We start from the raw sequence: 12,501 nt of genomic DNA, 5'->3' as shown, positions 1-12,501 counted from the left end.
CGGCATGATGCCGGACCTCGAACAACACGTTTCCCTTCGTCCCTACAACACTTTTGGCCTTGACGTGCGAGCCCGTTACTTCGCCCGTTTCGCCTCGGCTGACGAGCTGCGCCAGCTCCTGCGCCGGCCCGAGGTGCAGGCGGCCGACAAGCTCATTCTCGGCGGGGGCTCCAACTTGCTGTTCACCCAGGATTTCGACGGCGTGGTGCTTAAGAACGAGATTCGCGGCCTGGAAATAATTGGGCAGGACGACGCTACAGCGCTGGTGCGGGCCGGCGCGGGCGAAAGCTGGCACGGCCTGGTGGAGTACGCCCTCGACCAAGGCCTGAGCGGCATCGAAAACCTCTCGCTTATTCCCGGCACCGTGGGGGCTGCGCCGCTGCAAAACATCGGAGCGTATGGCGCCGAGCTGCGCGATACCTTCGACCACCTCGAAGCCCTTGCCCTCGGCACCGGCGAGCTGCGCGTGTTCACCGCGGCCGAGTGCGGCTTTGGCTACCGCGAAAGCGTGTTTAAGAACACCCTGAAAAACCAGTTCGTCGTCACCGCCGTGGTGTTGCGCCTCCATCGGCAGGCCCGCCCCAACGTGCGCTACGGCGCCATCGCCGAAACCTTGGCCGAGCTGGGCATCACGGGCGAGCCCACACCCCAGGACGTGAGCCGGGCCGTGGTGCACATCCGCCGTTCCAAGCTGCCCGACCCAGCCCAGGTGGGCAACGCGGGCTCATTCTTCAAAAATCCCGAGGTGTCCCAAGCTAAGTTCGACCAGCTGCGAAGCCAGTATCCGGAGCTGCCCGGCTACCCCGTGCCGGGCGGCGTGAAGCTGCCCGCCGCCTGGCTCATCGAGCGGGCGGGCTGGAAAGGGCTGCGCCGCGGCCCGGGCGCCGGCACCCACGGCGTGCACGACCGCCAGGCGCTGGTTCTGGTGCACCACGGCGGCGCGACCGGCCACGACCTGCGCCAGCTGGCCGAGGAAATAATCAGCTCCGTGCGCCAGCAGTTTGGAATTGAACTGCACCCGGAAGTTAACATTCTGTAGCTGGCTGTTGCTTGGGATAAGCTTATTTTCAGTGGATAAGGTATAGTGAAGTGGAGAATGTATCCCCACCTCACTACACCTTGCTTCCTCTGTATCTGTTTACCTCCTTAATTTAACCCGATGACTAAACGCTTGGCTGCCTCGCTTTCGGGCCCTTCATCAACTGGAGAACCGCTATGGGTCCCCGATTGATGGAGGGCCCGGTGCAGCTCCGGCCGGGGCCGACTCTTCAGGGCCGGGCCACGCAGACCCGCCGTACCTGCACCCGCTCGCCGTCGCTGCTTTGGAGTAAGTACAAGCCGGGGCTGAGCCCAGCCGTGCGCAGCGTGAACTGGTTGGGCCCCGGCAGAAGGAGTTGCTCCTGCTGGCGTACCAACTGGCCGGTCAGAGAAAATACCCGCAGCGCCAGCCGTTGCGCCCGGCGGCTGGGATAGCTCACGGTGAGTTCATCCTGGGCGGGGTTGGGCCAGCTTTGCAGCTCGGATAGCCCATCAACGGGGTTGCTGGCCTGGCCCGCGAGCGGGGTGCTTACCATAATTCCTTCCTGTGGGCCGATGTCGAAGCCACTGCCGCCGGGTATGGGCCGGCCGTAGAAGTCACGGGTACCGGGGTTGATGCCAAAGGCGGTTTGCAGGTTCACGCCTTTGTCAACCACCGGCGAGCCGGCTTGCAGCAGGAAGGCGCTGAGGTTTGGCAGCCTCGTGGGGTCGGTCAGGCGCTCGTAGTTGGCGGGGGCGCGGAGCCTGGGGTCGGCGTTCAGGCCCACCAGCGCGCCGTTGACCTTTTCCTGGCCGGTAGCGTTGGCCCAGGCCGCCAGGCTGCCGTAGCCGCCCACGTTGAAGCCGCCGTTGGTAAACCAGTAGTCGTTGGCCTGGTAAGTCAGGCCGCTCACCGTAGCCACGAGGCTGGCGGAGTTGGGCCCGACGAAGATGTTATTGCGGAAATTGAAGTTGGTGGCCCCGCCGTACTGGACCACGGCGGGGTACGAGTCGTTGTAGAACAAGTTATTATACACCTCGCAGTTGTTGACGCCTTGCCCGCCGCCGCTGCCCAGCAGCAGGCCCGGCCCGGAGTTGTTGATGCTGATGTTATAGCGAAACGTATTGCCGGTCCACCTCGCGGAGGCGCCGTATTCCCAGGCCGCGAAGCCGTAGTTCTTGTTTTCGTAGGCGTAGTTGTACTGCACCACCGAGTTGGTTATGCCCCCGTCGAGGTCGAAGCCCCCGCCGTCGCCTTTGGGGCTCTTGTTGTTGTGCGAGATGCAGTACTGAATGGTTATCTGGTCGGCTTCGTAGCACCAGATGCCCACCGGGCCGTTGTTGTTCACCTGCTGCATGTCGAAGCCGTTATCGGCGGCTTCGCAGTACTCAATAGTGGCTCTTGTGCCCGAGAGCACAATGCCGCTGCCGCTCTGGTTGTCGGTAATGGTGGGGTCGCCGGGGTTGCTGATGGCCCGGCAGTATCCCACATAGGAGTTATTTGACTGGTAGCTGGAGATGCCGGCCCCACCATTGTCGTGCGCATACACATTCGTCAGCCGCACGTCGGTGCTGTTGTAGAAAAATATCCCCGCGGCCTGAAACCCGCTGGTTTCCACCTGGTCGACGGTTACCCCCAGCGAGGTGCCGATATTTATGCCCCTGCCGCCCCGGTTCCCCGTTTTTCGACCCAGCCCCACAAAATTCAGGTTATTGACCCTGATGCCCGTAGCGCCCGTGATGATGAGCCCCGTGCCCGCCCCGCCGTCGATGGTGGCGCGGCCCGTGCCGTAGGAGCCCACCACCACGGGGTTGCTGGCCACGCCACCATCGGTGGCCGTCAGCTGCAAGGGGCCGGCGAAGGTCCTGCCGCCTTCAAACAGCAGCCGGTCACCGGGTCTAAACGTGAATGCATTGGCCTTGCTGGCGTTGCGCCAGGCGTTGCCCACCGAGGTACCGGCATGGGAGTCGTTGCCCGTCGTCGACACGTAATAATCAGTGGCAGCAGCTGGTAGGGCCAGACCAAAGGCCAGCAACAGCCCCCAACAAGAGGCGTAAGAATAGCTTTTCACGAGAATAATGGTTGGTTAAATTATACTATATTTAATTTTATACTTATTAAATTCAACTATATCAATCTTAATCACATAAAATAGCTTGCTACATGCAAGATAATCAAATTTTAAACTCGGCAGTAAGAGCCCGAGTAGAATCCAGCTTTTAAAGCCAGATTATCATTGAGTTGATTCTCACTATTCTTCCACCCCATGATGCGGTGCGCATTGCTTCACTAGCCGTAGCCCCCTTGAATGACCGTTCGCGTAGCAGAATAAGTATCAGCACCAGGCTGGGCCCAATGACCCTACCCCACGCCACCACCCTGAAACCCAGTGCATCGCCGGCCCCAATAATCAGATGCGCAGACGTTCCGCTGAACAAATACCGGCGAAACCGGACCATTTGCACATTCAGCTTGATATACCATCCTATACCATCGTGGGGGTCCGCCCCTGCCTCTGCCAGAAGCTGGGATGCTGCAACCAGTATTACGGCTTGAATAACCCAACGGCGCCACGCGGACGTAGCACTTCCGCAGAGCACAAGTCCGTCCGTGTGCTTCAAATAATTTACTTAATCCATAGGAAGCAGCTTACGACAGCATCTTAAAGAAACCCGCAGCGACGAGCCGGCACCTGCCGACTAGCCCGCAGCGACGGCCTTATTTTAGCACGGCAATGGTCACGCCGTCCCCGCCCCGGTCGGCGTGCTCGTCGGCTACGCTGGCCACGGCCCGTTGCGAGCGCAGGTAGTCGCGTACCACTTGGCGCAGCACCCCGTTGCCCCGCCCGTGCAGGAACTTGATTTCCGGCATGCCCAGCATCACCGCGTCGTCGACGAAGCTCATGGCCTTGGTCAGGGCATCTTCCGCCCGCTCGCCGCGCAGGTCGAGCGTAGGGCTGAACCCGGCCATGCGGTCGGTGAGGTTTAGGCCAGTGCCCCCGCCGGCGCCACCCCCGCTGAGCTTGCTGGCTTTGGCCTTGGCGGCCTGCTCCCGCTCGCGGATTTCGGCCCGGCCCAGCTTTTCGAGCTGGCTGATTTTGGTCAGCGTTTTCAAGCCCCCGAACATCACTTCGGCCGACTTGCCCTTCACGCTCACCACCTCGCCGTGGCCTTCCTGGCCAAACAGGGCCACTTTATCGCCGGGCCGGAGCGCTCCGGCTTCGGCGCGCTCGCGCGAAGCCTTGGGCTTGGGCGGCTCAATTTGCAGCTCGGTGCGCACGAAGGTGTCGAGCTTTTCGCGGGCCTGCTTATTGACTTCCTTATTGGCCTGGCCACGCCGGATTTCACCGATGGTGGCTTCGATCTGCTGATTGGTATTTTGCAGCAGCGCCTTGGCCTGCTGCTTGGCCGCGCGCAGGGTTTCGAGGCGGGTGTCTTCGAGGTGCTGCTTGAGGTCCTGGTACTCCTGGGCGGCGCGCTTGAGGCGCCGCTCCTGCTTGGCGGCTTCGGCGGTACGGGCTTCCAGCTCGGTCTTTTCCTTTTCGAGGCCTTCGAGCAGGCGGTCGTAGCGGATTTTGTCTTTGCCCACCAGCTGGGTGGCGCGCTCCACTACGTCGCGGGGCAGGCCAATCTTGCGGGCAATCTCAATGGCAAACGACGAGCCGGGCTTGCCCACTTCGAGGCGGTAGAGCGGCTGGAGCTGCTCGGGGTCGTAGCGCATGGCACCGTTCACGAGGTGGGGCGTGCGCTCGGCAAAGTTTTTCAGGTTGGTGTAGTGGGTGGTGATTACACCGTACACGCGGGCCTGGTTGAGCTGGTCGAGCACGGCCTCGGCAATGGCCCCGCCCAGGCTGGGCTCGGTGCCGGTGCCAAATTCGTCGATCAGCACCAGGCTTTTCTTGCCGGCCAGCAGCATAAACTGCTTCATGGCCAGCAAGTGCGAGGAATAGGTGCTCAAGTCGTTTTCCAGGCTTTGCTCGTCGCCGATGTCCAGGAAGATGTCTTCGAATACGCCGGCTTCAGAATTGTCGGCGCAGGGAATGAGCAGGCCCATCTGCAGCATAAACTGCACCAGGCCCACAGTTTTCAGCGCCACGGATTTACCCCCGGCATTGGGGCCCGAAATAATCAGAATCCGCTGATCCTGGTTCAGCTCGAGGTCGAGCGGCACCACTTCCCGGGCGTCGCCACTATCGCGCTTGTGCTGGGCAAAGGCCAGCTGCAGCAGCGGATGCCGCACGCGCGCCCACTTCAGCAGCGGCTTGTTGTGCAGCACCGGCAGGCGGCAATCCAGGGCCACGGCCAGCCGGGCCTTAGCCCGGATAAAATCGAGCAGGCCCAGATAGGAATACGCCTTGCGCAGGTCCGGAATGTGGGGCCGTAGCTGGTCGGTGAGAACTGTCAGAATGCGAATCAGCTCGCGCTGGTAGGCGTTGTCGAGGTCCTTGATGTCGTTGTTGAGCTCGAATATCTCGGCCGGCTCAATGTACACCGTCTGGCCGGAGGCCGACTCGTCGTGAATCAGGCCCTTCACCCGGCGCTTGTGCTCGGCGATAACCGGCAGCACCAGGCGGCCACCGCGGATGGTGGGCTCGGCATCGCCGGGAATCCAGCCCTCGGTTTTGGCGTGGCGCAAGATGCCGGCAATCTGCCGGCGCAGCTGGCCCTGGCGCGCAATGAGCTCCTGCCGAATCTGGCGCAGCAGCGGCGAAGCATCGTCGCGCACCTGCCCATCATCGTCGATTACCCGGTCCATGGCCGCCAGCAGGTTGCGGTCGACCTGCACGCCGATGCCCAGCAGGCGCAGCGTGGGGTACAGGCCGGCGTCGGCCTCACTGAAGAAGGTCAGGGCCTGGCGGATGGTCCGCAAGCTCATCTTCACCTCAAAAAAGGCGGCCACGTCGAGGTAGGCGCCGGGGAGGGCCGCCCGCTTAAGGTGGGCCTTGGGGTCGTGGTAATGGGAGGCCGGAAAATCGGCCCCGGCACGCAGCAGGTAGGCAAACTCGTCGGCCTGCTGCAGCAATTTCAGCAGCGGCTCGTGCTTGGTTTGAAACTCCATGCGGGCCACATACTGCCGGCCCAGGGCGCTCAGGCAGTTGGCTTCGAGCTGCTCGCGCAAGGTGGTGAAGCCAATTTTTTGTTCGAAGTTTTGGGGTAACAGCAAGAAAGTAGTCTTTCGGGATGCGGAGAATTCAGAGATGGGATACGAAGGTAAACAGCAGACCGGGCGGGAAGATTCGCGGGCCCACTGACGAATCCGCGCGCTTCCTCATTTATTCACCCCGGCCCCAAACAGCGCAAAGTCGTACTTCACCGGGTCCAGCGGGTCGAGCTCGCGCAAGTTGGCCGTGAGCTCCTCGGCCGCGGACCAGTCCACCAGCTTGCGGGTGAGCAGGCCCAGCGGCCGGGCCTGGCGCTCCACGTGCAAGTCGATGGGCATGATGAGTTCGGCCATTGACAGGCGGGTCCAGAGGCCGAAATCGACGCCGTGCTGGTCGCGGCGCACCAGCCAGCGCAGGTACATGTTCACCCGCTTGCAGGCCGAGCCGCGGGCCGGCGTGGCCACGTGCTTACGGGTGCGGTGGGGCGCATCGGGCAGGCTGAAAAACAGGGTGTGAAACCCCTCGAGCCGCTCCCGCTGGGTGGCCCCCCGCAGAAAGGCCGGCTCCAGTGAGTCGTGGGCCTGGTACCACCAGCGCAGCCAGTGCACGAAGTACAGCAGGTCGGTATCGCAGAAAGTGCGGTGGCAGAAGCCCAGGAGCCGCTTCAGGTCCTCGTCCTGGTGCTGGGTCACGAACTGATGGGGCGCGTCGTCCATGCGGCGCAGCAGCTCGTTGCACTTGCTGATGATGGTGGGCCGCTGCCCCCAGGCCAGCAGCGCCGCAAACAGCGCGCTTATTTCCACGTCCTGCTTTTGCGTGAAGCGGTGCGGAATCTGAATGGGGTCGTGCTGAATGAACTCCGGGCGGTTGTACCGCTCGTATTGCGCATCAAGCAGTTTGCGCAGCCGGGCGTGGTTCAAAGGAATAAGGTAAGGAGTGAGTAGAGCGAAAACCGCAACATCAACTGTAATGAGCTATCAGGCGGGTGGCAAGTTCACGGTATTGGTCGAGGCCCGTGAAATAATACATGTCCCAACAGGCCAGCATGGTGCTGGTCCAGGCCACCTGCTTCTCGGTTCCCAAAAAGGCTTCGCCGCCCGGATATACGCGGGTGTTGCCTTGGGTGGAAATCTCGCCCGAAGCCAGCACCCGTGACGCCTGCCAGTTGGTACCGCACGAGAGCGAATTCCACAAGTCGGCCCGCAGGGGCTCCGTCGCGGGCAGCAGGGTAAGCAGCCGGAAGCCCAGGGCCAGCCCGACGCCCTGGTAGCTGCTGTCGTAGCCACCACCTTCCTGGTAATAGCCGCGCCCGTGTTGGGCGCGGATGGCCTGACGGGCGAAGCGCAGCCCCACTTGCCGCGTCGGCTCGTCGTTTAGGTAGCGGCCGAGGCTGTAGTAGGCCACGGCGTCGAAGTACAGCCGGTTGGGGGCCAGCGAATCGTAGGCGGCCAGGGTGCTTTGCTGCTGCACCAGCCAGGCCGCGGCGCGCTGCACGGCGGGGCGCAACGCTGCAACCCGCGCCCGGCACGAAGCGGTAGCCGCCGCATTCCGGTACCAGTCCGACTCGTCAAAGGCCAGCAAGGCCGGGCCGGCCGAAGCCAGAAAAAACGCCACGCCGCTGGTAACATCGGCGGCCGTGGGCGGGGGCTGCGTGGCCAGGCTGGACGGAATAACCAACGTGAAGTCGCCAGCGGGGCGCTGATGCGCGAAGCTGTACTCGGTGGCCCGAACGGCCTGGTCCAATGCCGTGAGGTTTTCACGGGCCACCGCATAGTCGGCCAGCGGCGAGATGCCCGTTTGAAAACGCACGTGAAAATAAGCCGCCTGATTGCGACCCTGGGCTCCTTGGGCATCGGGTAGGTTGGCTTGCCCCAACCGCTCAATAATGACCGGGTCGAACGTGCGGATCAATCCATTCTGAGTGAAAGTGGCGTTCTGGGGAGCCGTCTGGCACTGGTACGCTTCCGCCGGCGCCGCCAGCTTCGACTCGCCACAGGCCCAGAGCCCGACAGTTAACCCTGCTCCGAGCAGGCACATCGCAAATTCGCGCTTTCTCATCGGTCATCAAGTTTTGACGTTTCAGCAATGAGACTGCACGGACCAGCTACAGTTTAACGGCTGGCGTTACTGCGGAATGTAGTTGGTCTCGACCCGGAAGCGGGCGTCAGACGTGCCCAGTTTCTGCACCGCCCGCGGCGAGAGGCGCACCAGAATGTTGTTGTTCTCGCCGGTGTCGGGCAGCTTGCCAATCACGCGCACGTATACCGACATGCCATTCATGCTGTTTTTCACTTGCATGATGGTGCCGACGGGGGCCGTTTTGTGCAGGGCCAGGTACTTGTCGGTGACGCTTTTCTCGATGGGCGCTCCGAGGCCGGCTTCCACGACGCGGGACAGCACCTCACTGGCGCGGTTGGGAGCGCGTTCTTCCCGGTTCTCCTTTTCGGCGGCGGGGGCCGGCGTCACGGTGGCAATTTGGGCGGGTTTGTCGGGCGCTGGCGGGGGCGTTTTGGCCACGGGCGTTTCCGGAACCTTCTCCACCTCAATGGGGCGGGCCGGCGCGGGCTTGGGCGCCGCCGCGGCCGGGCTTTCGCTGGCCGCCGCTAACAGGAGCTCCTGGCCCACGCGAACGCTGCCGCTGGCGGGCAGCTTATTGAGCTTAATCAGCTCGTCGGGGGTAAGCTGGAACCGCCGGGCAATGCCCAAAAGCGTTTCGCCCTTGGCAACCGTGTAGCGAGCCGGCACGGCCCCCGCGGCCGGCGCCGCGCTAGTGGTCGCCGAAGCTTTGTCCGGAGCGGCGGGTTTCCCGGCCGGGAACCGGGGCACGAACACTATCTGTCCCACCCCTAAGCCATTTTTGATCTGTGGATTAGCCGCCGTAATCTGGGCCAGGGTTACGTGGTAGCGGCGGGTGAGAGCAGTGAGCGTTTCGCCCGCCGAGACGCGGTGCTTAACAAAGCGCTGGCCACCTCGTATTTCCACGCCAATAGAGTCCGTCGGGGCGCTGTGCGGGTGGTTATTTTTCCCAGGACCGGGCCTGCCAAGGGCCAGCAATGTGAGAAGGGAAACGAGTAGAGTCATATAAATCAACCTTGCAAAGACTACACCACTCCGGTCAGCGGATCGGCGGTGGTTAGCGAGGGCAAAATAACGCAAAAACCAGCGGGCAATCAGGCTTCGCTCGCCGCAGCGGGCTTTAAAGTCCGTTCTTTGGGGTAGAATCCTGGTATTTTTTTGCCCCTCCTTACTGATTTACCCATGGTCCTTGGCCTCATTCCCGCCCGTTACGCTTCCACCCGCCTGCCCGGCAAGCCCCTGGTCGACCTGGGCGGGCAGAGCATGATTCAGCGGGTGGTGGCGCAGGCCCGGCAGGCCCGGCTCAGCCGCGTGGTGGTGGCCACCGACGACGAGCGCATCCGGCGGCACGTCGAGGAGTTCGGGGGCGAGGCCGTGCTCACCCGCCCCGACCACCCGAGCGGCACCGACCGCCTCTGGGAAGCGTTTCAGCAGCTGGGCAGCCCGGCCGACGTGCACTGCATCGTTAACATTCAGGGCGACGAGCCCTTTATTCACCCCGCTCAGATCAACGCGCTGGCCGACTTGTTCGGCGACGAAGCCACGGCGCCCGACATCGCTACGCTGGTGAAGCCGGTGGTAACGGCCGAGGAGCTGTTCAGCCCGCACCTGCCCAAGGTGGTGCTCAACCAACGGGGGCAGGCCCTGTATTTCAGCCGGCATCCCCTCCCCTTTCAGCGGCAGCACGCCCCGGCGGAGTGGCTGGCCCAGCACCGCTACCTGCGCCACCTGGGCTTGTACGCGTACCGGCCCCGCGTGTTAGAGCAGCTCACCCGGCTCCCGGTGTCGTCCCTCGAAGCGGCCGAAAGCCTGGAGCAACTGCGCTGGCTCGAAGCCGGCTACCAGATTCAGTGCGCCGAAACCGAGCTGGAAGCCTTTGGCATCGACACGCCCGAAGACGTGGACAAGGCCCGGGCCCGGCTGGCCAGCTAGGAGTCGGGGCGCGCAACTACTGCTTTTTCGGGGCTGGCCTCGCAGCGCGCCTCGCGCATCTCCCGCGAGAGAAAGTAATTGAGCCCGGTGCGGATCACGGCAATTGCGCCCAGCTTGCCAATCTGCTCCCAGCTGGGCGCGATGGCGGTGGAAAGGATGTCGGCCCCCAGTTGGAACTCCAGGGCCAGCGCCAGGTAGCGCGCCAACGCCAAACGAATAGCCGTGAAGTCGGCCGTCTGGCGCCTGGCCAGGGCCCTCACCAGTAAACCGCCCGCGCTGAGAATTCCGAGGGCGATGATGATCGCGCCCACGGTTTCCACACCCAGTTTCAGCCAGAGCACCGCGCTAATCACGGTGCTTTCCGCTTGGCCATGCACGGAAGTAAGGTCGCGGACAGCTACGGGCAGGGCGGCAAGGAAAAACATGGCGGAGCTAAAAAACTAAGAAGAGAAGAAACCTGAACGAATCAGCGGCGCTTTGCCACCGGGAGCCGCCTTCGTACTCCGGTACTGGTAAGCGCCACTCACTGGCGTGGCGCACGTGGCAACGCGCTACCACCTAGGCACCCCCGCTGCCGGCGCGGGCTACGCCAACAATGCCGGCTTTGCGCCCATGCTGCCCGCTGCGTCGCGCTTCAAGGAGCTAGCGTTCCTGCTAAACCCGGGCGCGGCCCTACGGCTCAAGGCGAGCACCGTCGCGTGGCCAGCTAATTCGTTCGTGGCTGACAAGGCTATCGGGCAGGACCAGTTATCAGCCACCGGCTTTCTTGGCCTTGTAGCCTTCTTTGAGCAGCACCTCCAGCACCTTGTCGCGGAAGTCGCCCTGCACGAGCACTTCGCCGTCTTTGGCGTTGCCGCCCACGCCGCACTTGGTCTTGAGCAGCTTGCCCAGGGCCTGCAGGTCGGCGTCGGTGCCCACGAAGCCGGTAACCAGCGTCACCTGTTTGCCGCCGCGCTGCTTTTTATCGAGCTGCACCCGCAACTGCTGCTGTTGCGGCGGCAGGGTTTGGGCCCCGACGGGCTCATCGGTCTGGTAGGAGAAATCGGGATTGGTAGAATACACCACCCCTTGCCGGTTGTTTTTCATCGGGCAATTACTGTTGAATGATTCGCAAGTAAGCACTGCCCGGCGACAGACCGCTACCTCGCGCCCTATGTAGGGTTAGGCATAAGAGAGTGGCGGCAACAAGCACTGGGCTATTGTTGCTTTTCAGAGCGTTTCCCAGGTCCGTGCGCCGGGCACCTCACCCCCAGCCCCGGTTCGCTGGAGGCGCGAAGCCCCAGGAGAGGGGAGCCAGACGATAGGGACACGAAATGGAGTGCGGCTCTAAACTCTAAATGAGATTATAGTTGAAAGCTGAAGTAGGGACACGTTCCCACACGAAATGGGATATAGCTCTAAATGATCGGCATGGAGGCTTGATGAACCCGGTTGAATAGCTCAAACGGCCACGGCTAAGGCCAGGGGCAGCAGCTCTACCACGAACTCAGTGGCGTGCCCCAGGTAATCGCCGTCGACGTGGAAGCCGATGGGCGCTTCCGCCAGCACCCGGCCGCGCGGCACCCGAAAATACTCGGCGGCTTTGGATTGGGGCAGGTTGCCCAGGGCCATAGCCAGGCTCACCCGAAAGGCCCGGCCGGCGGGTAGCGCATCGATCAGGCACACGTCGAGCAGGCCGTCGCGCAAGTCGGCCAGGGGGGCGATGTAGGCGTTGTTGCCGTATTGCGACGCATTGGCGAAAGCCAGCACGTAGCAGTCTGTTTCCTCTACCTGCCCGTTCAGGTCGATGCGCACCCGGACGGGCCGGTAGCGGCGGTACTCGCGCAGCGTCACCCGCAGGTAGGTGCTCAGGCCCCGCGAGCCGGCCTGGGCGAAGTGCTGGCTCACGTGCGCGTCAAACCCCAGCCCGGCCGTGCAGAAAAAAGGATGGTCGTTCATCACGCCCACGTCCATGCGACTAAACGTGGGGGCCGCCAAGCGGCGCAGCGCCGGCGCCAGGCTCAGCGGCACCCCCAAATGGCGGGCCAGGCCATTGCCCGAGCCCTGCGGCACGATGCCGAGGGCCGCCGCGGTGCCCAGCAGGCCGCGCCCGACCTCGTTCACGGTGCCGTCGCCGCCCACGGCCGCCACTACCTCGAAGCCTTCGGCCGCGGCGGCCCGGGCCAGTTCCACGGCGTGTCCGGCGCACTCGGTCAGGCGCACTTCGTAGTCGGCTACCAGGGTCCCAAAGTGCCGGGCAATCAGTGCGGGCACATCGCGGCGGCGGCTGGGACCGGCCGTGGGGTTAAGAATAAAGCAGGTTCTAGGCACGATGCGAAGGTGTAGAGGTACTGATACGCCAGAGAGTTGCTGGGCGGAGGAGCCGAGCAGACGG

The 12,501-nt window shown here is 63.2% G+C and carries 10 protein-coding genes; 2 read left to right on the top strand and 8 right to left on the bottom strand.

What is annotated here, in order from left to right; all coding sequences use genetic code 11:
- Positions 1-4 precede the first annotated feature (4 nt).
- Positions 5-1,039, top strand: coding sequence for a UDP-N-acetylmuramate dehydrogenase (gene murB, locus IC235_RS13345; RefSeq protein ID WP_317173577.1), 1,035 nt, complete (start codon positions 5-7; stop codon positions 1,037-1,039).
- A 229-nt stretch (positions 1,040-1,268) separates the two neighbouring features.
- Here the strand turns inward: murB and IC235_RS13340 are convergent, their stop codons facing one another.
- The 5 genes from IC235_RS13340 to IC235_RS13320 all read right to left on the bottom strand — a co-directional run bounded on the left by IC235_RS13340 (position 1,269) and on the right by IC235_RS13320 (position 9,101).
- Positions 1,269-3,089: a right-handed parallel beta-helix repeat-containing protein gene (locus IC235_RS13340; RefSeq protein ID WP_191005684.1), complete on the bottom strand. Its 1,821-nt coding sequence runs from the start codon at positions 3,087-3,089 to the stop codon at positions 1,269-1,271.
- Positions 3,090-3,736: 647 nt separating this feature from the next.
- The gene (locus IC235_RS13335) at positions 3,737-6,181 is read right to left on the bottom strand and encodes an endonuclease MutS2 (protein WP_191005683.1); all 2,445 of its coding nucleotides are present in this window, start codon (positions 6,179-6,181) and stop codon (positions 3,737-3,739) included.
- Positions 6,182-6,286: 105 nt separating this feature from the next.
- Entirely contained in the window at positions 6,287-7,039 is a 753-nt protein-coding gene (locus IC235_RS13330; protein ID WP_191005682.1) for a TIGR02757 family protein, read from the bottom strand.
- 40 nt (positions 7,040-7,079) lie between these two features.
- Positions 7,080-8,177 carry a hypothetical protein gene (locus IC235_RS13325; RefSeq protein WP_191005681.1) on the bottom strand — a complete coding sequence of 366 codons (1,098 nt, stop codon included), beginning with the start codon at positions 8,175-8,177 and terminating at the stop codon, positions 7,080-7,082.
- 66 nt (positions 8,178-8,243) lie between these two features.
- Entirely contained in the window at positions 8,244-9,101 is an 858-nt protein-coding gene (locus IC235_RS13320) for a LysM peptidoglycan-binding domain-containing protein (RefSeq protein ID WP_191005680.1), read from the bottom strand.
- Between the two features lie 276 nt (positions 9,102-9,377).
- On the opposite strand from IC235_RS13320, the gene kdsB reads away from it, so the two are divergent.
- Positions 9,378-10,127, top strand: a complete 750-nt coding sequence (gene kdsB, locus IC235_RS13315; protein ID WP_191005679.1) for a 3-deoxy-manno-octulosonate cytidylyltransferase — start codon at positions 9,378-9,380, stop codon at positions 10,125-10,127.
- Here kdsB and IC235_RS13310 read toward each other — a convergent pair.
- The 3 genes from IC235_RS13310 to IC235_RS13300 all read right to left on the bottom strand — a co-directional run bounded on the left by IC235_RS13310 (position 10,124) and on the right by IC235_RS13300 (position 12,437).
- Positions 10,124-10,552 (bottom strand): DUF1622 domain-containing protein, encoded by a 429-nt coding sequence (locus IC235_RS13310; protein ID WP_191005678.1) that lies wholly within the window; start codon positions 10,550-10,552, stop codon positions 10,124-10,126. The genes kdsB and IC235_RS13310 overlap by 4 nt on opposite strands.
- A 325-nt stretch (positions 10,553-10,877) precedes the next feature.
- A complete protein-coding gene (locus IC235_RS13305) occupies positions 10,878-11,213 on the bottom strand; it encodes a translation initiation factor (protein ID WP_191005677.1) in 336 nt (111 codons plus the stop codon).
- A gap of 354 nt (positions 11,214-11,567) precedes the next feature.
- Positions 11,568-12,437, bottom strand: a complete 870-nt coding sequence (locus tag IC235_RS13300) for a diacylglycerol/lipid kinase family protein (RefSeq protein ID WP_317173576.1) — start codon at positions 12,435-12,437, stop codon at positions 11,568-11,570.
- Positions 12,438-12,501: the final 64 nt, after the last annotated feature.

Source organism: Hymenobacter montanus (assembly GCF_014699115.1).
Classification (GTDB): domain Bacteria; phylum Bacteroidota; class Bacteroidia; order Cytophagales; family Hymenobacteraceae; genus Hymenobacter; species Hymenobacter montanus.
The sequence above is the reverse complement of the archived record's forward strand: the minus strand, read 5'-3'. Positions and strand labels throughout refer to the sequence as shown.